18 protein-coding genes are annotated in these 20,919 nt (G+C 72.2%); 7 read left to right on the top strand and 11 right to left on the bottom strand.

Annotated elements, in window-relative coordinates; translation table 11 throughout:
- Nucleotides 1-95 precede the first annotated feature (95 nt).
- The 4 genes from DEJ34_RS01620 to DEJ34_RS01605 all read right to left on the bottom strand — a co-directional run bounded on the left by DEJ34_RS01620 (nucleotide 96) and on the right by DEJ34_RS01605 (nucleotide 4,898).
- Nucleotides 96-359 (bottom strand): hypothetical protein, encoded by a 264-nt coding sequence (locus DEJ34_RS01620; protein WP_110823101.1) that lies wholly within the window; start codon nucleotides 357-359, stop codon nucleotides 96-98.
- A complete protein-coding gene (locus DEJ34_RS01615) occupies nucleotides 356-997 on the bottom strand; it encodes a DUF308 domain-containing protein (protein WP_258368306.1) in 642 nt (213 codons plus the stop codon). The genes DEJ34_RS01620 and DEJ34_RS01615 overlap by 4 nt, the downstream gene beginning before the upstream one ends.
- 121 nt (nucleotides 998-1,118) lie before the next feature.
- Nucleotides 1,119-3,005 (bottom strand): DUF11 domain-containing protein, encoded by a 1,887-nt coding sequence (locus DEJ34_RS01610; RefSeq protein WP_146236906.1) that lies wholly within the window; start codon nucleotides 3,003-3,005, stop codon nucleotides 1,119-1,121.
- A gap of 258 nt (nucleotides 3,006-3,263) precedes the next feature.
- Nucleotides 3,264-4,898, bottom strand: a complete 1,635-nt coding sequence (locus tag DEJ34_RS01605; RefSeq protein ID WP_110911209.1) for a glycoside hydrolase family 13 protein — start codon at nucleotides 4,896-4,898, stop codon at nucleotides 3,264-3,266.
- Between the two features lie 126 nt (nucleotides 4,899-5,024).
- Between DEJ34_RS01605 and DEJ34_RS01600 the strand changes: the two genes are divergently transcribed.
- The 5 genes from DEJ34_RS01600 (at nucleotide 5,025) to DEJ34_RS01580 (ending at nucleotide 8,894) form a co-directional block, all read left to right on the top strand.
- Nucleotides 5,025-5,582: an NADPH-dependent FMN reductase gene (locus DEJ34_RS01600; RefSeq protein WP_110891423.1), complete on the top strand. Its 558-nt coding sequence runs from the start codon at nucleotides 5,025-5,027 to the stop codon at nucleotides 5,580-5,582.
- A gap of 132 nt (nucleotides 5,583-5,714) precedes the next feature.
- Nucleotides 5,715-6,230, top strand: a complete 516-nt coding sequence (locus DEJ34_RS01595; protein ID WP_110901900.1) for a MarR family winged helix-turn-helix transcriptional regulator — start codon at nucleotides 5,715-5,717, stop codon at nucleotides 6,228-6,230.
- 136 nt (nucleotides 6,231-6,366) lie between these two features.
- The gene (locus DEJ34_RS01590) at nucleotides 6,367-6,873 is read left to right on the top strand and encodes a Dps family protein (RefSeq protein ID WP_110823091.1); all 507 of its coding nucleotides are present in this window, start codon (nucleotides 6,367-6,369) and stop codon (nucleotides 6,871-6,873) included.
- 13 nt (nucleotides 6,874-6,886) lie between these two features.
- Nucleotides 6,887-7,687, top strand: a complete 801-nt coding sequence (locus DEJ34_RS01585; RefSeq protein ID WP_110901901.1) for an SDR family NAD(P)-dependent oxidoreductase — start codon at nucleotides 6,887-6,889, stop codon at nucleotides 7,685-7,687.
- 10 nt (nucleotides 7,688-7,697) lie between these two features.
- On the top strand, nucleotides 7,698-8,894 hold the full coding sequence (locus DEJ34_RS01580) for an NAD(P)/FAD-dependent oxidoreductase (protein ID WP_110911210.1): 1,197 nt from the start codon (nucleotides 7,698-7,700) through the stop codon (nucleotides 8,892-8,894).
- Nucleotides 8,895-8,974: 80 nt separating this feature from the next.
- Here the strand turns inward: DEJ34_RS01580 and DEJ34_RS01575 are convergent, their stop codons facing one another.
- From DEJ34_RS01575 to DEJ34_RS01555, 5 genes are all read right to left on the bottom strand, one after another.
- On the bottom strand, nucleotides 8,975-10,081 hold the full coding sequence (locus DEJ34_RS01575) for an alpha/beta fold hydrolase (protein ID WP_181422233.1): 1,107 nt from the start codon (nucleotides 10,079-10,081) through the stop codon (nucleotides 8,975-8,977).
- Between the two features lie 121 nt (nucleotides 10,082-10,202).
- Nucleotides 10,203-11,078, bottom strand: a complete 876-nt coding sequence (locus tag DEJ34_RS01570) for an SMP-30/gluconolactonase/LRE family protein (RefSeq protein WP_110911212.1) — start codon at nucleotides 11,076-11,078, stop codon at nucleotides 10,203-10,205.
- Nucleotides 11,079-11,265: 187 nt separating this feature from the next.
- Nucleotides 11,266-13,620 carry a maltose alpha-D-glucosyltransferase gene (treS, locus tag DEJ34_RS01565; RefSeq protein ID WP_110911226.1) on the bottom strand — a complete coding sequence of 785 codons (2,355 nt, stop codon included), beginning with the start codon at nucleotides 13,618-13,620 and terminating at the stop codon, nucleotides 11,266-11,268.
- A 56-nt stretch (nucleotides 13,621-13,676) separates the two neighbouring features.
- Nucleotides 13,677-15,224 carry a protein kinase domain-containing protein gene (locus DEJ34_RS01560; RefSeq protein WP_110911213.1) on the bottom strand — a complete coding sequence of 516 codons (1,548 nt, stop codon included), beginning with the start codon at nucleotides 15,222-15,224 and terminating at the stop codon, nucleotides 13,677-13,679.
- A 128-nt stretch (nucleotides 15,225-15,352) separates the two neighbouring features.
- Complete coding sequence (locus DEJ34_RS01555) at nucleotides 15,353-16,210, bottom strand: DUF1206 domain-containing protein (protein ID WP_181422234.1); 858 nt, start codon at nucleotides 16,208-16,210, stop codon at nucleotides 15,353-15,355.
- Between the two features lie 265 nt (nucleotides 16,211-16,475).
- Here DEJ34_RS01555 and DEJ34_RS01550 point away from each other — a divergent pair, with 265 nt between their 5' ends.
- A complete protein-coding gene (locus DEJ34_RS01550) occupies nucleotides 16,476-18,293 on the top strand; it encodes a glycoside hydrolase family 15 protein (RefSeq protein WP_110911215.1) in 1,818 nt (605 codons plus the stop codon).
- Nucleotides 18,294-18,310: 17 nt separating this feature from the next.
- Here the strand turns inward: DEJ34_RS01550 and DEJ34_RS01545 are convergent, their stop codons facing one another.
- Nucleotides 18,311-19,372, bottom strand: a complete 1,062-nt coding sequence (locus tag DEJ34_RS01545) for a sodium:calcium antiporter (RefSeq protein ID WP_110911216.1) — start codon at nucleotides 19,370-19,372, stop codon at nucleotides 18,311-18,313.
- 121 nt (nucleotides 19,373-19,493) lie between these two features.
- On the opposite strand from DEJ34_RS01545, the gene DEJ34_RS01540 reads away from it, so the two are divergent.
- Nucleotides 19,494-20,099: a DnaJ family domain-containing protein gene (locus DEJ34_RS01540; protein WP_110891431.1), complete on the top strand. Its 606-nt coding sequence runs from the start codon at nucleotides 19,494-19,496 to the stop codon at nucleotides 20,097-20,099.
- A gap of 83 nt (nucleotides 20,100-20,182) precedes the next feature.
- Here the strand turns inward: DEJ34_RS01540 and DEJ34_RS01535 are convergent, their stop codons facing one another.
- Nucleotides 20,183-20,863, bottom strand: a complete 681-nt coding sequence (locus DEJ34_RS01535; RefSeq protein WP_284180697.1) for a hypothetical protein — start codon at nucleotides 20,861-20,863, stop codon at nucleotides 20,183-20,185.
- Nucleotides 20,864-20,919 lie beyond the last annotated feature (56 nt).

The raw sequence follows: 20,919 nt of genomic DNA, 5'->3' as shown, positions 1-20,919 counted from the left end.
CGAGGATGAGGGTGCGGTGCCGGTACCGGCTCGGCAGTGCGGGATCACCCTGCTCGGGGCGGCGCCGGCCGCGGGCCGTGCGTCCCGCCGCTGCTTCAGTGGAAGCCGTCGTCGTCTCCTCGTCCGGGGGTGTTGTGTCCGCCGAGCATGTCGTTGTCGTCCTGGTCGGACGTCGACGTCAGCTGGAGCATCGCCATCACGACGACCACGACGACGAAGCCGACGCCGAAGAAGACGAGCGCGAGCGTGGGCTCCCGTGTCGACATCAGCACGACGAGGCCGACGACCACCGCGATGACCGCGGAGATGCCGAGGAGTTCGACCGGGCGCAGGCGGTCACGACGGCTGGGGGTGGTCATACGTGTGGTGCTCCGTCCGGGGTGGCCGCCGGAGCAGCCGTCCCCCACTTGTGCGAGAGGCCGGCGATCAGGTGGAAGACCGCCGCGATGGCGAGGTAGGCGCCGAGCAGGCCGACGAGGACGATCGAGGCGTCGAGGGTGCCGGTGACGCGTTCGACCCCGCCGAGCTGCTGCGAGTAGTCGGGCGGGGTCACGAGGAAGGCGACCGCGAGCAGCAGCGTGAGACCGCCGACGGTCGTCCAGTCCCGGGCGAACGGTGACCGCCCGCGAGCGCGGAGCCCCTGCGACAGCTCGAGTGCGCCGGTCAGCACGGCGGAGCACACGACGACGGTGATCAGCGCGGGGAGACCGAGACCGCTGCACGCGATCGCCGCGAGGCCGGCGACGATGGACAGGGCGGCCTGCGCCGTCCCGGATCGCCGCGAGCGGTCGTCCCCTGGCAGCCGCGAGGTGCTCCCCCAGGCGAGGACGGCCCCGTCGACGAGGGCGAAGACGCCGAACAGCACGAGGCCGAAGCCGGCCGAGTGGTTCGGGGAGAACGTGATCACCATCGCGATCACGGCTGCCGGGACTGCCCGGAGGACCGGGACCGGCCAGTACCGTGCTCGCTGCGCGGCGTCGTCCACGGAGTGGGACACGGGACCTCTCTCGGGCTGTCGGTTCGTACGGTCGATCCTACCGCCGCGTCCGTGGGCACCTGCCCGACCGTCGATCCCGGCGGTCGGACGGGGCGGACCACGATCCGCCCCGTCCGTGGCACTAGCGCTCTTCCGGTGCCTCCGCTGCGTCCTCGGGACGGCGTCGACGGACGAGCCACACGGTCGCACCGGTGCCGGTCAGCACGATCCCGGCCAGGCCCACCAGGCCGAGCCCCTGCGTTCCCGTGTAGGCGAGGGCACCCGGGCGCCGCGGTGCCGTCGCTCCGGGAGCACCGCTCCCGTCACCGGTGCCCGCCCCGTGCTCGTCGACCGGTCCGTCCGGCCGTCCGGCAGGTCCCGGCGTCGGGTCCGGGTGACCGGCGTCGCCCGGTCCACCCGTGCCGCCCGGCCCGTCGGGGTCCCCCGGGCCGTCGGGACCGTCCGGCCCGTCGGGACCACCCGGGCCGTCCGGCTCGATCACCTCGATCGGCACCTCGGGCGACTCCTCGCCGCCGTCGGGGTCGGTCGGCGAGGTCGCCGTCGCGACGTTCACCACGTCGGAGCCGTCACCCGTGTAGCCGGCGTCCAGTCGGGCGCGGAACCGGAAGGCGTGTTCCTGCCCGGGGGCGACGTCCCCGCCGCCGGTGCACGTCACACGCTGGCCGTCGGCCGTGCACGCGTCGTCCGACCCGACGAACGCCAGCTGCTCCGGCAGGTCGTCGACCGCGCCCACGTCGTGAGCGGTGGAGGGGCCGCCGTTCCGTGCGGTGACCGTGTACTCGAGCTCGTCCCCGGGCTCGACGGGACGGTCCGGCGCGACGCTCTTGTCCGTCGTCATCTGGGCGATCGTCGTCACCGGTGCCGAGGCCTGCGAGACGTTGTCGGCGGGTCGCGCGTCGAACAGCCCCGGGGCGATCGCCACGGTGGCCTCGCTGTCGATCTGCCCGGTCGTGCCCGGGTCGAGCTGCCCGGACACCGTGAAGGTCGCGGCCGCTCCACGCCGCAGACCGAGGGTCGTCGCGACGTCGCCGGTGCCCGAGGCGTCGGCACAGTTGGAGGGCGCGGGGACGCTGCACGTCCAGGTCACGTCGTGGAGCTCGTCCGGTACGTCGACGGCGACCGCGCTCGGGTCGGAGTCGTTCGCCCCCACGTTCGAGGCGGTGACCGTGTAGGCGACCCGGTCGCCGGCGACGACGGGCGGCATGTCGTGCTCGATCCGGAGGTCGGCCGGCTGCGTCACCCGCAGTGCATCGATCTCGTGCACGCTCCGGAAGGACCCGGTGGCCGCCGTGAACCCGAGCCGGAGGGTCGGTGGGAGCGGAGCCTGGCCCGGCCCCTGCAGTTGGACGTGGTCGAGGACGGTGCGCATCCCGCCGTCCGCGGAGGCGAGTCGGACGGTCAGGGTCAGCCCGCCGTCCTCGGGCAGCAGCAGCACGCGGACCTTCCGTGGTGTGGCGGTACCGGTCGCGACGCCGCCCGGGACCTGCGCGTGCTGGACGAACCGGTACCCCGTCGTCCCGTTCCCGGACCCCCGGATGGTCACGGTGTCCGGCGTCCGACCGGGCCCGCTCTCGTTGAAGGGCAGCGAGAAGTTGCCGTACTGGTCGAGGGCGACCCCCGCGAACGCCCCGGGGAGTCCGGGGAGGGTGCACTCGCGCGCTCCCTGGTTCGTCGCCGACCGGCACGAGTACCCGAGCGCCGCGCCGTACGCGCCGACCCCGGGTGCGACCGCCCCGTCCGACAGGGACAGCAGCAGACCGTCGGCCCCCTGCTCGTACGGGGTGTACATGGCGTAGTCGAACTCGATGTCGAGCCCGAGGCTCGACGGGAAGGAGTCGTCCATCGCCCAGGCGCCGGCAGCGTCGACGTCGGCATCGGTCAGGCGGAGGCGCCCGTCGACGATGTGGGCGTCGCCGCTCAGGGTGCCCCCGTCAGCCGTGCTGAAGCCGGTCGACCAGGGGAACGGCAGGTCGTCCGCCGCTGCACCGCCGCCGACGCCGAGCGGCACCGTGCTGCCGACCGCGACGGCGACCGCGGTCCCGACGAGCCACCGCCGGAGTCCGCGTCGTGCGCGCGACGGACGGGGCGAGCGCCGCCGCCGGGGCGGTCGGCTACGGACGGCGGTGGGGGTCGGAGGCGGGCCAGAGCAGGTCGTGTCATGTGTCATGTCACGATCTTCGCGAGCCGGCTCCCCGCGCCTCCGGTCGGGGCGCCGCCCTGTGGATCGATGCCACTCCCCTCACAGGTGTGGAGGGGAGCCCGACCGCTACGCCACCCAGACCGTCGTGCCGCCGGGTAGTCCGTCGTCGCCCAGCGGGCCCGAGGTGACCACGACGGCGCCCTGGGGCATCGGGACCGGCTCCGTCCCGAAGTTCGTGTAGGACCGCCAGCCGTCGTGCCGGGCGAAGGCGACGACCTCCGGCGAGTCGGTCTCGAGCCACTCGAGCGCCTCACCCTGCTGCAGCCGGCGACGGGCGGACAGAGCCTCACGGTAGAACGACAGCGTCGACCCCGGCACCCGGTCCTCGGCCTCGACGCTGCTCGCACCGAAGTCGGTCGGCTGCGGCAGGTGCGGAGCGGCGTCGCCGAAGCCGAACGAGGGCCCGGACTTCGTCCACGGGATCGGCACCCGGCAGCCGTCGCGGCCCTTCACGGTGTGCCCGGTGCGGATCCACTTCGGGTCCTGCAGCTGATCGTGCGGGATGGCGGGCGCCTCGTGCAGCCCGAGCTCCTCGCCCTGGTAGACGTAGGACGAGCCGGGCAGCGCGAGCACGAGGAGCGTCGCCGCCCGGGCCCGACGGAGGCCGGCGGCGCGGTCGAGGGGCGGCGTCTCGCCGTCGGACATGAGCCAGGCGTCCGTGTCGGCGTCGTCGGGCAGCCCGTAGCGCGTGGCGTGGCGCACGACGTCGTGGTTCGAGAGCACCCACGTGCTCGAGCCACCGGAGGTCTCCGCGGCGTCGAGGTTCTGCTCGATGAGTGACCGGAACACGGCTGCCTCGAACGGCGCCTCGAGGAGGTCGAAGTTGAAGGCCTGACCGAGTTCGGTCGGTCGGGCGTAGAGGACACGGCGGGGGGCCGGGGACCACGCCTCGGCGATCGCGGCGCGCGGCGGGGCGTACTCGTCGAGGACCTTCCGCCACTCGGTGAAGATCGCGTGGACCTCGTCGCGGTCGTACAGCGGGTCGGAGCCGTCGAGGGGCAGGGCTTCACCGTTCGACGGCCGGTACGGCTCCGACAGGTCCTTCGCGAGCCCGTGCGCGACGTCCACGCGGAACCCGTCGACCCCGCGGTCGGACCAGAACCGGAGGGTGTCCTCGAAGTCCTGCCGCACCTCGGGGTTCGTCCAGTCCAGGTCGGGCTGCTCGGGAGCGAAGAGGTGCAGGTACCACTGGCCGTCCGGCACCCGCGTCCACGCGCTGCCGCCGAAGTTCGACACCCAGTCGCTCGGCGGCTGGTCGCCGTCCGGGCCGGAGCCGTCCCGGAACACGTACCGGGCCCGTTCGGCGGACCCGGGGTCGGCCGCGAGCGCCTCCCGGAACCACGCGTGCTGGTCCGAGGTGTGGTTCGGCACGAGGTCGACGATGACGCGCAGGTCGTGCTCGTGCGCGGTGGAGATCAGCTCGTCGATCCCGTCGAGCGTCCCGAGCTTCGGGTCGACGTCCCGGTAGTCGGCGACGTCGTAGCCGCCGTCGGCGAGCGGTGACGGGTAGAAGGGCGACAGCCAGACGGCATCGACACCGAGCTCGGCGAGGTACGGCACCCGGCTCGTCACACCCGCGATGTCGCCGATGCCGTCCGCGTCCGAGTCGGCGAAGCTCCGCGGGTACACCTGGTAGACGACGGCCTGCCGCCACCAGTTCGGATCGGTGGTGCGGGGCGTGTCACTCGGCGTCTTCTTCACGAGGCCGACAGTACCGACGGCCCCTCCGCACGGCTCGGGCGGGCGGACACGCCGGAGGTCACCGCGGGGAATCCCGCGCTGGACGGATCGGTTGTCGCTGCAACCACCACGACCAGAAGGAACGCCATGACCCAGATCGTCGCCCTCGTCGGCAGCCTCCGCGCCGGCTCCACCAACCGCCAGCTCACCGAGGCCGCCGTCCAGCACGCACCGGAGGGCATCGAGCTCACGGTCTTCGACGGCATCGTCGACCTGCCCTTCTACAACGAGGACCTCGACGGCGACACCCCGCCCGCCGCGGCCGTCGCCTTCCGCCAGGCGGTCGCCGACGCCGACGGCCTGCTCCTCGTGACCCCGGAGTACAACGGGACGATGCCGGCGGTGCTGAAGAACGCCCTCGACTGGGCGTCGCGTCCGTTCGGTTCCTCGCCCATCTCCGGCAAGCCGGTCGCCGTCATCGGTTCCGCGTTCGGCCAGTACGGCGGGGTCTGGGCCCACGACGAGGCCCGCAAGGCCGCGGGCATCGCCGGCGCGAAGGTCCTGGAGGACGTCAAGGTCGCGATCCCGCAGTCGGTCGTCCGCTTCGCCGAGACCCACCCCCGTGAGGACGAGGAGGTCGTCGGTCTCGTCCGCGGCGCCCTGACCGCGCTCGCCGACGCGGCCGGCGAGCCGGTCGCGGCGTAGCCCGTCCGGTCGGAACGCGACCGGGGACGGACGGGAGGCGCGGTGCGAGCGAGCACTGGGCCTCCCGTCCGTCTGCTGGACGTCCGCCGCATCGCTAGACAGCCTCGCTACCAGACGGATTATCCTTTCGGGATGACCACGCAGGAGATCACGGAGGCGTCCGGCTACTGGTTCCCGGACGACGACGCGACCCAGCGCGGTGTCGCCGTGTTGAACGCCCTCCGTCGCTACCGCGCCGCCGAGACCGCCATGCGTCGCCGCACGCGTGACTCGATGGGCATGGGCGAGACCGACCTGCTGGCCATCCGTCACCTGCTGCAGGCGCAGCGCTCCGGGCACGCCGTCAGCCCGAAGGACCTCTCCGCGTACCTGAAGATCTCGTCGGCGTCGACGACGATCCTGGTCGACCGACTCGTCAAGAGCGGGCACGTCCGGCGCGAGCCGCACCCGACCGACCGCCGCGGCCTCATCATCGTGCCGACGGTGGAAACCGACGCCGAGGTGCGCGCCACGCTCGGTGTCATGCACCGGCGCATGATGGGCATCGCCGAGGGACTCAGCGCGCAGGACGCCCGCGTCGTCGCGGTGTTCCTCGAGCAGATGCGCACCGCGGTCGACCAGGTCGACCCGCCCGTCGTCGCGCACTGACGTCCACCGGCGTCTCGACCGCGCCGTGACGCGCCCCGCCGCCCCGCGGGGGACGCCACCTCGACACCCACTGGGAACACGGGGGGAGCGAGCGGGTAGACCGGAATCGTCAACACCGCGAAGAAGGAGTCGTCACATGCACGCGTCGGACACGCTCGCCGCCAACCTCCAGAAGGTCCTCGTCGACCTGATCGACCTGCACCTGCAGGGCAAGCAGGCCCACTGGAACATCCTCGGCACCAACTTCCGCGACCTCCACCTGCAGCTCGACGAGATCGTCGAGGCCGCCCGTGAGTTCGCCGACGACATGGCGGAGCGCATGCGTGCGCTCTACGCCGTGCCGGACGGCCGTTCCGCAACCGTCGCGGCCGGTACCCACCTCGACCCGTTCCCGGACGGCGAGGTCCTCACGCACGACGCGATCGACCTGATCACGCTGCGCCTCTACCAGACCACCGCCACGATGCGTGACGTGCACGACGAGGTCGACGAGGAAGACCCGACGACCGCCGATCTGCTGCACGGCTTCATCGAGCGCCTCGAGCAGCTCGCGTGGATGGTCAGCGCCGAGAACCGCGCCCCCCGGACACCGCTGGCGAGTGCGACGACCCCCGCGGTGGCCGAAGCCTCCGAGCACGAGTAAGCCCGGGCCGGACGTGGACCTCGGGATCCAGGGCAAGACCGCTCTCGTCTTCGGTGGTGACTCCGGCATCGGCTGGAACACGGCGCGCATCCTCCTGGCGGAGGGTGCGACCGTCGTCGTGACCGACATCGACCAGAGCCGCCTCGACACGAGCGCGGACCAGCTCGAGGCGCCGCACGGCAAGCTGCACGCGTTCGCGGCGGACGTCCGTAGCGCCGACAGCCTGGCCGCGCTGCATGCGGAGGTGCGGGACGCCGTCGGCGAGATCGACATCCTCGTGCAGTCCTCGGGCGTCACGGGAGCACAGGGCATGTTCCACGAGATCGACGAGGCCGGCTGGCAGGAGACGCTGGACATCGACCTGATGGGGCCGGTCCGCATCACCCGCGAGTTCATCAGCGACCTGCGGAACGGCGGCTGGGGCCGGATCGTCTACCTGGTGTCCGAGGACGCCAGGCAGCCGTACGACGACGAACTGCCCTACTGTGCCGCCAAGGCCGGGGTGCTCTCGTTCGCGAAGGGCCTCTCGCGCTCCTACGCGCAGGAGGGGCTGCTCGTGAACACGGTCTCCCCCGCGTTCATCCACACCCCGATGACCGACGCCATGATGGACAAGCGGTCGAAGCAGCTCGGCACCTCGTTCGACGAGGCGATCTCGAGCTTCCTCGACGAAGAGCGTCCGTACATGGAACTGAAGCGCCGTGGTGAGCCGGAGGAGGTCGCCAACGTCGTGGCGTTCCTGTGCTCGGAGCTCGCCAGCTTCGTCAACGGGGCGGACTACCGCGTCGACTCCGGCTCGGTCGCGACCATCTGACGGAGGACCCGTGACGCACCACCGGCATCTCATCATCGGCGGCGGGATGGTCGCCGACTCCGCTGCCCGCGGCGTCCGCGAGCTCGACCCCGACGGCACGATCGGCATCATCAGCGAGGACGTCGACCGCCCGTACGCCCGTCCGGCCCTGTCCAAGAAGCTCTGGACGGATCCGGACTTCAGCTGGGACGACGGGGTCGACCTGCACACCGAGGAGACCGGCGCCGAGTTCGTGCTCGGCACCAGGGTCGAGTCGATCGACCGCGCGGCGAAGACCGTGACGACCGCCGACGGGCAGACGATCGGCTACGACCGGCTGCTCCTGGCCACCGGCGGTGGTCCGCGGGACCTGCCCGGTCTCCGGCCGTCCGACCGGGTGCTCAGCTACCGCAGCGCAGCCGACTACCGGACACTCCGACGGCACGCCGACGCGGGTGCCTCCGTGGTCGTCGTCGGTGGCAGCTACATCGGGACCGAGATCGCCGCGGGCCTGGTGCAGAACGGTGCCCGTGTCACGCTCGTCACCCCCGACGACGTGCTCGGTGGTCACATGTTCCCGGCGGCTCTGGCGGCCGTCTTCCAGCAGCGCTTCGTCGATGCCGGGGTGGAGGTCCGCACGGGCAGTCGGGTCGCGTCGGGCGAGGAGACGGCCGACAGCGTCGTCCTGACCCTCGACGACGGCTCGACGGTGACCGCCGACGTCGCCGTCGCCGGCCTGGGCATCGATCCTGCCACGCAGCTCGCCGAGGACGCCGGCCTCGCCGTCGACGACGGCGTGCGCGTGTCCGCGACGCTCAGCACGGACGACCCCGCGGTGTACGCCGCCGGCGACGTCGCGTCCTACCCGGACCGGCTGCTCGGCACCCGCCGCGTCGAACACGTCGACAACGCGCAGCAGCAGGGTCGGCAGGCCGGTCGCAACCTGGCCGGAGCGGACGAGCCGTACGAGCACACCCCGATGTTCTACTCCACCGTCTTCGACGTCCGGTACGAGGCCGTCGGCGTCGTGTCCTCCTCGCTCCGCGCCGTCGAGGACTGGGCCGAACCACACGAGCGGGGCGTCGTCTACCACCTGGACGACGACGACCTGGTCGCCGGTGTGCTGCTCTGGAACGTGCCCGGCAAGACCGACGACGCCCGCAAGGTGCTGGCCGAGGCGCATGCGCTGACACCGGACATGCTGCCCGGCACCATCACCGCCGACTGACCCGCGCGGCGCCACGCCCCGGCGGGGAGGCCCGGAGCCGGTCCTGCGGGACGGGTTCCGGGCCTCCTGGGCGGACGGGGTCAGAACGGGCGGCGGTCGCCGCCGCGCTCCGGGGCGACCGTCTCGACGACCGTCGCCCGTTCCTCCGGGTCGACCGGGACGCCGTCGCGGTCGGCCATCGCGACCGCGTGCGCGGACTTGGCTGCCTCCAGCCGCTCGTCGTCGCCCTTCGCCATCCCGACGAGTTCCATGAAGCGCGACTTCACGACGAGCCAGCGGTCGGTGAAGCCGAGGCGGTCGAGGTCGGACGCGGTGGAGTCATCTCGGACGCGCTGCAGCGAGGAGACCCCGCGGTCCGGGAGCCGACCGTCGACGTGCGCGACGGCGAGGCGTGCGACGGCGTCCGCCTGGGCGTGCATCACCGAGTGCGCGCCCCCGACCACCTCGCGGAGGACCGCGTACGGCAGGGCACGCGCGAGCCGCCGCACCCAGGAGCGCGGCACGAGTGCGTCGTGTTCGCCGCGGACGACCAGGGTCCGCGCCCCGACGTCGGCGGCACGCTCCTCGATCGGGTAGGCGATCATCTCGGGCAGGACCTTGCGGAACCAGTGCCACCCGCAGAGCGCGTACGCGGTGACCGCGTGCCACCGCACGGCGGACGGCTCGTGCACGGAGGACCGGAGGAACCGCAGCGCGGCTCGCCGCACCGACCGCGCCGCCGGGTCGAGGACCGGGCTGATGAGCACCACGTCGGAGACGTCCGGGCGCCGGGCGGCGACCTCGGTGACGACCTGCGTGCCCATCGAGTGCCCGACCAGCACCGGGTCGTGCAGGCGGAGCTCGTCGATGACCGCCTCGACCGCGTCGGCGTAGCGCTCGATCGACACGGCACCGCGGAAGCGCGGGACCCCGGCGAACCCGGGCAGGTCCAGCGCGTGCACCGGGCCGTACTCGTTGAGGTGCGGCGCGAGCCGTTCGTAGTACGTCGACGCGATGCCGAGGCCGGCCACCAGGACGAAGGCCCGTTCCCCGGGTTCCCCGATCGAGCTGACGCGGACGTACGTGCCGTCGACGGCGATGCGGTCGACGCGCACCTCGACGTCGGCGTCCTCGGCGTGGGCGAGCTCCCCGGCCGGGTCCGGTGCCCCCGGTGGCACGGGGGTCCCCTGGTGCTGCTCGTCGTTCACTGACGCTCCTCGCGGTCGCTGGCGGTCGCTGGCGGTCGCCCAGGCTACCGCGAGCACCCCGCCGGGCGGCCCGACGCGCTGGGGCGCACCGGTCGCCGGGCGGTGCCCGGCGACCGGCCGCTCAGCCGGCGAAGGGGAACGCCGGGCGGCCGTGCACCCGTGTCGGTACCGCGAAGACGGACCCGGAGTGCGGCGCCTCCGCGAGCTGCTCGTCGGTCATGTTCTCGCGTGCCGTGCCCACCAGCAGCAGGGACATGTCCGTCCCGCCGAAGGCGACCGAGGTCACGTTCGGTGCCGGGATCTCGACCGTCTCCAGGTGCGTGCCGTCGGGACCGTACCGCTCCACGCGGGATTCGCCGTAGATCGCGCCCCAGAAGCAGCCCTCGTCGTCACGGACCAGACCGTCGTGCGCCGCGCCGGCGATGAACGGCTCGAGGTCGCCGAGCTCTCCGTCCGGGCCGTACGCACCGCGGTAGACCGTGTCGGTGTCGGTGTCGGTGACGTACATCTCGGAGCCGTCGTCGTTCCACTCCATGCCGTTCGTGGTGCCGAAGCCGTCGCGGAGGACCCGGACCGTGCCGTCCGGAGAGAACGCGTACAGCAGCCCGGCCGGCGGCCCGTCCGTCGGGTCCATGCTCCCGACCAGGAAGCGTCCGAACGGGTCGCACTTGCCCTCGTTGAAGCGCATCTCGTCGTTCGCGTGCTGCACGCCGGCGAGTTCGCGCTCGACGTGGCCGTCCTGGTCCGTCAGCACCACGGTGTCGCCCTTCGCGGCGACGAACCCACCTGCGGCGCGGGGCTGGAACGACGGCAGCGGCGGATCGAGCGTCACCGTGTGCAGCACGCGGCCCTCGGCGTCCGCGGTCGTCAGCGTGCCCTGCGGGATGTCCACCCAGCGGGCCACCTGCTGCCCGGGGTCCCACACGATGCTCTCGGCGAGGGTCGCCTGCACGTCGGAGAACACGCGGGCCGGGCCGGTGGTGGCGCTCGTCGTCATGCCGTCCGGTCTACCGGTCGCGCTATGCCCGGCCGCTCAGACCGCAGTGGGTCCGTCCCGATCGCGCGGGACCGGGACGGACGGCGGTGGGGTCACTGCTCGGTGCAGGTCACTGCTCGGTGTGGGTCACTGCTCGGTGTGGGTCACTGCTCGGTGTGGGTCACTGCTCGGTGCGGATCGGTGCAGGTCACTGCTCGGGCGCCGTCCGGCGCAGGACGAGGAAGCGCGACCCGTAGGCGTCGATGCGCAGCGGGAAGCTGCACAGGTCGTCGACGGTGCCGAGCTCGCTGTGGTCCGTCGCGTCGACGACCGTCGCGCCGTGCGGGAGCGACTCCGACCGGATGGTGCCGTCGAGCGCCGTGTCGGTCATGTTGAGCACGGTGATCTGCACGATCGGCTCGCCCTGCTCGTCCGTCGACTCGAGTTCGTGGACCATGACGAGCATCCCGCGGTGCGCCACCTCGGGCACGTCCACCTGGCGGGCCGAGGCGATGCCGTACTCGGTCCGGACCCGCAGGAGTTCCCCGAGCCGGGACGCGAACGAGTCCGGCCGCTCGAGCTGCTCCGGAAGCGGACCGTACAGGGACCGGGCCAGCGGCATGCCGGACGCGGACCGCTCGGTGTCCGGGGCGACGCCGAGCAGGTCGTGCGCGCCGCGCTCGATCCACCGCGTGTCCCCCTCGGCGATCAGGTCGGTGACGAGTTCCTTCGGGAGGGTCAGCGACCCGAGCAGGTCCCACCCCGACATCGCGAAGACGCCCGGCTGCCAGGCGTTGAACGCCGCCAGCAGCAGGTGGGCGTCACGGATCTGCGGGACGTGCTCGTCGGTGATCGCGTCGAGCGTGGTGTGCCCCTGGGTCGCCGCGATGAGCGACGCCGTGGTGCAGGCGATGCCGTTCGTGGTGAACACGAGGTTGTAGTCGGCGGCGTCGCCCGTGAGCGCGTCCGTCAGGTCGGCCCGGATCCGCTCGGCGAGCGCGCCGCCGGTCGTGTCCTCGCCGTGGAACGTGTACACGTCGTCCTTGTGCAGCGTCGCCCAGTGCACGAGCTCGTACGTGAGCTCGTCGTGGTTCTGCATGCCGTGCACCAGACTGACCGGTTCCACGCCGAGTTCGAGCGAGGTGCGGAGCGTCAGGCGGAGGAACTCGGTGTCCCCGGTCGCGAGGGCGTGGTGGTACGCCGGACGGTTGATGAAGTCGTACGACAGGTCGGCGCCGACGGCCCCGGTGTCGCGGATGTCCTCGACCGTCAGGTTGAGCTCCTGGAACGTGAAGCCACCGACCTTGCGCACCATGCCCGCGATCACGTGGTTCGCCGCGTGCGACAGCGGGTGGCCCTCCGACCAGCCGGGGGCACCCTCCGCGCTCTTCTCGACGCCGAGGAACCCGTTCGCGTCGAGACGGAGCGCGCTCGTGCCGAGGTCGCCCAGGGAGTGCAGGGCGTCGCCGATGACCAGACGCATGCCCGCGAAGGTGGGGTCGAGCCAGTTGACCGACGGCTGTCCCTCCTTGAAGTAGTGCAGGTACACCCAGCGGCGGGTGACGCCGTCGACGCCGACGACCGGCGCGGTGACGCTCCAGTTCGTCTCCTTGACGCCGGGCTGGTGGAAGATCACGCGCTGCAGCTCGCCGATGATGTAGCCGCGCTCGGCGAGGGCGGACTCGGTGGCGGAGTCGAGGTTCACCGAGTCGCGGTGCTCCGGCACGGTCGGGAGCAGGTGCCACTCCTCCGGCGGGATCTCGACCATGTGGTAGATCCCCGGGTAGTCCTTGAACGCCATCTCGGCCAGACGGAAGTCCGCGCCCTTGCCGGTGTGTCCCGGGACGATGTCGTCGATGATGCTGCCGCCGTGCTCCTCGGCGACGTCGGTCATCCGCTGGAACGTCTCCTCGTCCCCGAAGGTGGGGTCGATCTGCGTCCCGATCCGGTCGAAGTGGCCGTCGACGCTCGGGGTCTCCTGCCACCCGCGGATGCCACCGGCGCGCTTCACCGGTCCGGTGTGCACGCCGTTGATGCCGATGCGCTCGAACGCGGTCCAGAGCTCGGGGTCGGCGAGCGCCGTCAGGAACGACTCCCCCGGACGCGTGATGAGCGAGATCGGGTACGCGGTGAACCACACGTCCGACGTCGACACGGCGCGCCGGGCGTCCGGCCGGGCGTACGGGTTGCGCCACATGCTCGGCGACCCCGACAGCTGGCGGCTCAGGACGTCCGCGTCCTTGAGCATCGACTGGCGCACCAGCCACTCGATGTAGGCCGGGTTCTCGCCGTTGGCCGCACGCGGGTCCGAGAACCGCCGCTGCAGGCTGCCGCCGCGCAGGTTCGCGCGCGGCCGCAGTCGGCGAGGTCGGGCCGGGTACAGCTGCTCGTCGTAGGTGATCTCGGGGGCCGCCGGGGTCGTGTCCTCGTCGGTCACGTCCTCGTCGGTCGTGCCCTCGGCTGCCGTGCCCTGGTCGTCCGGAGTCCGGTCGACCGGGAACCGCGTACCGGTGATGTGCTCGTCGGCGACCTGCTCGTCGATCCGGGGTGCCTCGTCGTCCATGTCCACGTCTCCCACGCTAGTCATGCCTACCCGACGACGGTCGCCGGTTCGGCGGGTCAGCCGGCGCGGTCCGGCTCCGGGGCCGCACGGACGTCCCCGCTGTGTCGGCCCGCGGTGTGCCCACCACCCGTGAGGGCACTGCCCGTGTGCGGTCCGCCGGTGTGCGTCCCGCCGGTGCGCACGATCGGGACGGCGTCGCTGGTGCCGGTCCGCAGGGACTCCTGCCGGAGCTCCAGTTGCGTCACGGCGAGCGCCGCGAGGTCCCGCAGGTTCGCCATGTCGGCCTCGTCGGCGGTGCGGGGACGCGAGTCGAGCACCGCGAGCGTGCCGACCGTCGCGCCGTCGTGTCGGACGAGCGGCACGCTGACGTAGAACCGGATGCCGAGCGGGCCGGTGACGAGCGGGCTGTTCCGCATCTCCGGGTGGGTCGACCCGTCGGGGATCACCACGGGCACCGGCACCGGGGCGAACCCGTTCCGGAACGTGATGCTCCGCGCGGACTTGTCGACGCCGTCGGCCACGTACGACTGCGACCACTCCCGGTCCTCGTCGAGCACCTCGATGAGTGCGATGGGCGCGTCGAAGAGCCGCGCCGCCATCGCGGTCGTGCGCTGCAGGGCCTCCTCGGGCAGGACGTCGAGCGTCGTCGGACGCCCGTCGCCCTCGCCGGAGACCGAGCCGGACGCGGGTGCCGCACCCGCCTCGGGACGACCGGGAGCGGCGTCCGCCGCGGCCACGTCCGCCGGTTCGTCGCTCGCGGTGTCGGTGAGCACGACGTGGCGGAGCAACGCGACGAGCTCGCCGCCGACCGGTCGGGCCGCCGGGTCCTGCGCCGTCATCGCCGCGAGCGCCTGCTTCCAGTGCTCGGGCAGCGGCTCCGGCACGATCGGGTCACGCGAGAGCCGTGCGAGCGCGGACTCGACGAGCGAGCCGGGGAACTCCCGCCGTCGGGTGAAGCACTGCAACAGCACCAGTCCGAGCGAGTACACGTCGCTGGCCGGACCGACGTCCGCGCCCCGGGCCTGCTCCGGACTCAGGTAGGCCGCCGTGCCCGTCGTGACGCCGTCCGCGGTGAGCCGCTCGACGCCGGCCGCGAGCGCGATCCCGAAGTCGGTGAGCCGTGCCCGTGCCCGGTCGGACCCGTTGCCGTAGTCGACGAGCAGGATGTTCGACGGCTTGATGTCACGGTGCACGACGCCCTGCGCGTGGATGTAGTCGAGCGCCTCGGCCATGTCGTAGCCGATCTCGGCGATGTGCCGCGAGGCGAGCGGCCCGAGGGACAGCCGCTCCTCGAGGTCCTGGCCGTGCACGAGCGCCATCACGATGAACCGCTGCAGCGATCCGTTCTGGTCCTCCACGACGCCTGCGTCGAGGAGGCTGACGAGGTTGTGGTGGTCGAGGGACGCCAGGACGCCCTGCTCGGCCTCCTGCCGCGCGATGTCGACGATGCCCGGGTGGAAGAGCTTCACGGCGACCGGACGGTCCAGGCTCTCGTCCCACGCGCGGTGCACGACCGACATGCCACCCCGACCGATCACCTGCTCCAGGCGGTACCGGCCGGCCAGGAGCGGGGCGGCCTCCTGGTGTCCCTCCGTCGGAACCATGCTTCCTCGTCTTCGATGTGGGCGAGCCGCGACCGGTGGTCACGGGCACAGGCGACGCGCGACGTGTCACCGCGATGCATCATCGCATCGCCCGGGTCGCGGTGTCCGCGACCATCCCGTGCGCGCGGTCAGATCCGCGCGTAGCGGGCACGGAAGAAGCTGTAGACGCCGAACGCGGCGAACCCGAGCCCGACCACGACGAGGACGACGGACCCGCCCGGCATCGACCGCAGCGCGTCGAACGCCCCGTCGAGCCCGCTCGCCTGCTCCGGGTCGCTGCGGAACGCGGCCACCGCGACGAGCACGCCGACGATGACGACCGCGACCCCCTTGGCGACGTACCCGAGGGTCGCGAGCACGGCCACCGGTCGACGGACGGACTGCGGCTGGGCCCGGAGGTGCTTCTTCCAGGACCCCCGCACCCCGATCACGACGAGTCCCACCCCGATGGCGATCGCGACCGCGGCGACGACGAGCAGGAGCACGACACCGCCCGGCGTCGCGAGCGCGGTCGCGGCGGCGCTCGTCGTCGACCCGGACGAGCTCTTCCCGGCGCCGACCGCGTAGCTGGCGGACGAGTAGGTGATGACGCCGTAGACCACGGCCTTGCCGACGTTCTTCCCCCGGTTCACCCAGGCCCGCGCGTCGTCCGTGCGACCGCCGACGACGGCCTCGACCAGGAGTCGGATGGTCAGCGCCGCGGTGCCGACGGCGACGAGCCAGAGGAGCACGACACCACCCGGGACCGAGGCCAGCTGCGCCAGGGCACCGGACTGGTCGGTGTCGCCGGACTCCGATCCCTGCGCACCGCTGCCGGCCGAGGCGTTCCCGACACCGAGCAGCACCGCCAGGTACCCGATGAGCAGGTGCACGACACCGCTGCCGACGAACCCGGCACGGGCCGTCGTCTCGAACCACCTGCTGTCGGCGGCGCGGCGCGCCTGTCGTCCGGTCTCACGGGCGGCGTCCTGGGCTGCGTCGGTCACCCCACGAGTCTGCCCGCCCGGACGGGGGCTGTCCGGACCGACGGGCGTCGCGCCGACCCGGACGGGAGGCCCGTGGCGGGCCCGCCACGGGCCTCCCGTCCGTCGCCGCCCGGTCAGTCCCCCTCGACGTCGACGATCTGCCGCAGCGTGTGCCGGACCGTGACGAGGTCGGCGGCGTCCGCCATCACCTGGAGCCCCACCGCCGGCCGCCCGGGGTACGTGGGGTGCGCGGGGCACGCTGAGCCGCGCCGGGCACGATGGGACCATGCCGGAACGGACACGAGACACACCCGACGCCACCGACAACGAGGAGCGCACCGACGGCTACGTGCCGCTGCGGTCCTACGGCGCCATCGGTGACGGCCGGACCGTGGCCCTCATCGCCCGCGACGGCCGGATCGACTGGCTCCCGATCCCGTCGATGGACTCGCCGCCGGTGTTCGCGAGCATCGTCGACGCCGAACACGGCGGGCACATCGCCCTCCGTCCGGTGGACGACGACGCCGAAGCCTCCCGTCAGTACCTGCCCGGGACGAACGTCCTCGTCACGACCTGGACGACCTCCGAGGGGAAGGCGACCGTGACCGACGCGATGGTGACCGGTGTCGCCGGTCGTCTGCCCTGGGCCGAGATCGGCCGTTGCGTGGAGGGCGTCGAGGGGTCGGTCGAGATGGAGTGGGCGGTCGTACCCGGGACACTGCTCGACACGGCCGAGCCGGAGCGTCTGGACACCGGCAACGGAACCGTGATCGGCATCGACGGCGTCACGATCGCGATCGTCGAGCAGGGCTTCGAACCGGTGCACGACGACGGGCCGCGCTTCTCCGGTCGCTTCCACACGAGCGAGGGATCGAAGTCGATCCTGACGGTCGTCGGCACGCACGACGAACCGATCTTCCTGCCGGACCCGGAGCGCAGCCTCGAGGGCGTGGACCGCACGATCGCGAACTGGTCGGCGTGGTCGGAGGAGTTCGACTACGACGGCCCGTGGGCTGAAGCGGTCCAGCGGAGCGCTCTCACGCTGAAGCTGCTCATCTTCGCGCCGACGGGCGCGATCGCGGCCGCGCCGACCACGAGCCTCCCCGAGGACCGCACCGGCGGGAAGAACTGGGACTACCGCTTCGCCTGGGTCCGCGACCTCGCGTACACGGTGCACGCGCTCACCCGGTTCGGGCTGCGCGAGGAGACACACGCCGCCGTGTCGTGGGTGATGCGCACCATCGCCGAGCACGACGAGACCATGCCGATCTTCTACGGCCTGGACGGCTCGAAGACCGACGAGGTCGAGGAGCGCACCGTCCCGGGGTGGAACGGCATCGGGCCGGTCACGGTGGGCAACCGCGCGGGCGACCAGCTGCAGCTCGGCGTGTGGGGCGACGTCTTCGCGATCATGCAGCAGTACGTGCGCGCCGGCAACGTCCTCGACCGGAAGACCGCATCGGTGCTGCAGGACCTGGCCGACGACGCGTGTCATCGCTGGGTCGAACCGGACTCGGGCATGTGGGAGCTCGAGGACGCGCAGCACTACGTGACGAGCAAGATCGGCTGCTGGCAGGCCCTCGACGCGGCCGTCGAGCTGCACGACGCCGGGATGATCGACGGCCCGCGTGGGAAGTGGATCGAGAACCGCGAGCTCATCGAGCAGTGGGTGTCCGAGAAGGGGTGGGACGAGGAGCGCGGTCACTACGTGATGTACCCGGGCAGCGACGCCCTCGACACCTCGATCCTGCTGCACGCCATGAGCGGGTTCGACCGGGGGCCTCGCATGGAGTCGACGATCCGGGCGATCGAGGAGCAGCTGCAGCGCGGTCCGCTCGTCTACCGCTACTCGGGGATCGAGGACGAGGAGTCACCCTTCGTCGCGTGCTCGTTCTGGCTCGCGGCCGCGATGGCCTGCGTCGGCCGCACCGACGACGCGCGGGCGCTGATGGACGAGATGGTCGACCAGGCGAACGACGTCGGGCTGTTCAGCGAGATGCTCAGCGAGGGCGGGGCGTTCATGGGCAACATCCCGCAGGGGCTGTCCCACCTGGCGCTCATCCAGGCGGCGCTGACGATCGAGGAGGTCGCGGCCGACCACTGACCGCGACCGGGCGGCGCTCACCCGAGCGTGATCGCGACGAGCCCGCCGATGCCGAGCAGGTAGAGCACGACGACGAGGAACGAGTCGACGCCCATCCCGATGACCCGACGCTGCGGCCGGAACACGAGTCCGACGGCGTAGACGAGCGTCAGCAGTGCCGCGAGCGCCGTCAGGTACACGTCGCTCGCGTTCGCCTGCGGCAGCACCGCCTTGCCGGAGAGCACGGTGGCCACCAGGAAGAGGACGGGCAGGAACGCGTTCCCGCCGAAGATGTCCGAGACCGCCAGGTTGTCGTCGCCCTGTCTGACCGCCTGGAGGCCCGTGGAGATCTCCGGCAGGCTCGTCGCCAGGGCGAGGACGGTGGCGCCGAACAGCACGCCGGAGAGCCCGATCTGGCTGGACGCCGCGTCACCGGCCCGCTCGAGCACGACACCGGCGACGAGGGTCGTGAGCGCCGAGACGGTGAAGACGACGGCGGCCTTCCGGGTGCTCATCGGCGGGGTGTCCGGCTTGCGGGTCCGGTGTCCGGACGCGTGCGGGCTGGCGTCCGGGGCGTGACCGCTCTCGTGCCACGGGAGTCCCTTGCCGGCGCGCTGCACGAGGAACAGCCCGGCGATCCAGATGAGGGCGATGAGCACGACGTCCGGAGTGAGCCGCGCGACGACCAGGTCCGGCGGCAGCTGACTCCCGGCGATGACGACGGCGAGGACCGCCACGACGACGATCGCTTCGAGCACCAGGGTCAGCGAGGCCGCCCGGTACGTGATCGGCTCGACGCCCTTCCCGCGCTTGCCGAAGGCGTCGAGCACGGCGATGACGACCGTCTGGATCGCGATGCCGCCGAGGATGTTGCCGGCGGCCACCTCGATCGACCCGGAGAGCCCGGCGCTGACGGTGATGGCGATCTCGGGCAGGTTCGTCGCGACGGCCAGGACGATGAGTCCGCCGAGCGCGCTGCCGAGGTGCAGCCGGGCGTCGAGCACGTCGGTGGTCTTCGACAGTTGGATGCCGGCGACCCAGATGACGGCCGCGCCAGCGACGAAGACCAGACAGAGCAACCAGAGGGGCAGGGATTCCACCTCTGCGACCCTGGACCGCCGCGTCCGTCTTGTCCGAGTCCTGCGTCCATCGGCTCCTCGTCCTGTCCGTGGACGGCGGCTGAGGGTGGCAGTCGGTGGTGGGGCGCATCATGGTCCGACGATGAACGACGTCGATGCCCGGATGGACCGCCTGCGGAAGGCCGCGCGGTACCGCTACCAGCAGCTCGTGGACGCCGAGGTCGAGCGGGGCTCGCTCGACCCGGACGAGGTCCGCGCCGAGCGCGAGGAACGTCGACTGCTCAAGGCCGCCGACGTCGCCGCGCACGCGCGTGCCCAGATCGCCGAGGCCGAACGACGCGGGGTCTTCGAGGGGAACCCGTACCACGGCAAGCCGCTCCCCGGGCTCGGTGAGCAGCACGACCCGAACTGGTGGATCAAGGCGAAGATCGAGCGCGAGGACATCCGCGGGATCGCCCCGCCCGCTCTGGCCCTGCGCACCGAGGACGCCGAACTCGACGACCACCTCGACGCGCTGTCGGCCGAGTCCGACGTGCGGGACGTCCTGGTCGACTTCAACGCCCGGGTGAAGGAGGCCCGCCGTCAGCTGCTCGGCGGCCCGCCCGTGGTCACCCCGATGCGGGACGTCGAGGCAGAGGTCGTCGCGTGGAAGGACCGCCGGGAGGCCCGGTTCGCGGCCGATGCGGTCGCTGCGGCCGAGCGGGCGTCCGGTTCCCGGCCCACCCGCTGGTGGCGCCGGCGCGGCTGACCCCGGGCGTCTGGTTCCGGGGACGCGAGAACGCCGTCCCGCGGTGTGCGGGACGGCGTTCTGGTGGTGCGTCAGATCGGGTGTTACTTGATCTGGGCGGTGATGGTGGCGGTGCCGACGAGCAGGCCCCGCTTGACGGCGTCGGTCTTGAAGGTCTGGTTCAGCAGGTCCGCGGCGTCCTGGGAGATGTGGACGGTGGTGCCGGTCAGGATCGCGTTGTCGCCCTCGAGCTGGAGGGGCTTGAGGGAGCCGCCGTGCAGCTCGAACAGGAACGCGTTCGGGGCGGCGACCTCCCCGTTGACGAGGACGTCACCGTAGAGCTTCGAGGAGCCCGGGTTCACGACGAAGTTCTCGAGCGTGACGGTGGTGTCGCCGGCCTTGAGGGTCAGGCCGGAGTCGTCGTGGTTCAGCAGACCCTGGACGTAGGGGCGGTAGTTGCCGTCCGGGCTCCAGTAGGTGACCGAGCCGGAGGTGATCGGGAACGACACGGCGCCGTCTTCCAGGGTCGCATCTCCCGAGACACCCGGGGTGAGCTTCAGCGAGGTCAGGGCGTCGGTGAAGCCCTTGTCGAGTGCGACGGAGGTGTCGCCGCCGAGGACCTCGGGGACCGACGCGACCGGGGCGGGGATCTTCGACGCGGAGCTGGAGACGGTGTGCACCGCCGGGGTGGACGCGTTCGCGGCGCTGACGCCGAACGCTGCACCGCCGAGCACGAGGGCACCGGTCGTGGCGAGGGTGATCGAGGTCTTCAGGGACTTGCGCATGTCTTCGTTCCTTTGCTTGTCGCGCTCGGCGCGGATCTGGAATGGGATGCGCGCCG

Source organism: Curtobacterium sp. MCPF17_050 (assembly GCF_003224435.2).
In the GTDB taxonomy this organism is placed as follows: domain Bacteria; phylum Actinomycetota; class Actinomycetes; order Actinomycetales; family Microbacteriaceae; genus Curtobacterium.
This window is presented reverse-complemented; position numbering and strand designations above follow the sequence as displayed.

Coding starts and splice junctions, on each gene's coding strand:
- DEJ34_RS01535 (WP_284180697.1), bottom strand. CDS start 20,863: ATGCGCAAGTCCCTGAAGACCTCGATCACCCTCGCCACGACCGGTGCC.
- DEJ34_RS01590 (WP_110823091.1), top strand. CDS start 6,367: ATGCACGCGTCGGACACGCTCGCCGCCAACCTCCAGAAGGTCCTCGTC.
- DEJ34_RS01570 (WP_110911212.1), bottom strand. CDS start 11,078: ATGACGACGAGCGCCACCACCGGCCCGGCCCGCGTGTTCTCCGACGTG.
- DEJ34_RS01540 (WP_110891431.1), top strand. CDS start 19,494: ATGAACGACGTCGATGCCCGGATGGACCGCCTGCGGAAGGCCGCGCGG.
- DEJ34_RS01550 (WP_110911215.1), top strand. CDS start 16,476: ATGCCGGAACGGACACGAGACACACCCGACGCCACCGACAACGAGGAG.
- treS (WP_110911226.1), bottom strand. CDS start 13,620: ATGGACGACGAGGCACCCCGGATCGACGAGCAGGTCGCCGACGAGCAC.
- DEJ34_RS01620 (WP_110823101.1), bottom strand. CDS start 359: ATGACCACCCCCAGCCGTCGTGACCGCCTGCGCCCGGTCGAACTCCTC.
- DEJ34_RS01595 (WP_110901900.1), top strand. CDS start 5,715: ATGACCACGCAGGAGATCACGGAGGCGTCCGGCTACTGGTTCCCGGAC.
- DEJ34_RS01560 (WP_110911213.1), bottom strand. CDS start 15,224: ATGGTTCCGACGGAGGGACACCAGGAGGCCGCCCCGCTCCTGGCCGGC.
- DEJ34_RS01600 (WP_110891423.1), top strand. CDS start 5,025: ATGACCCAGATCGTCGCCCTCGTCGGCAGCCTCCGCGCCGGCTCCACC.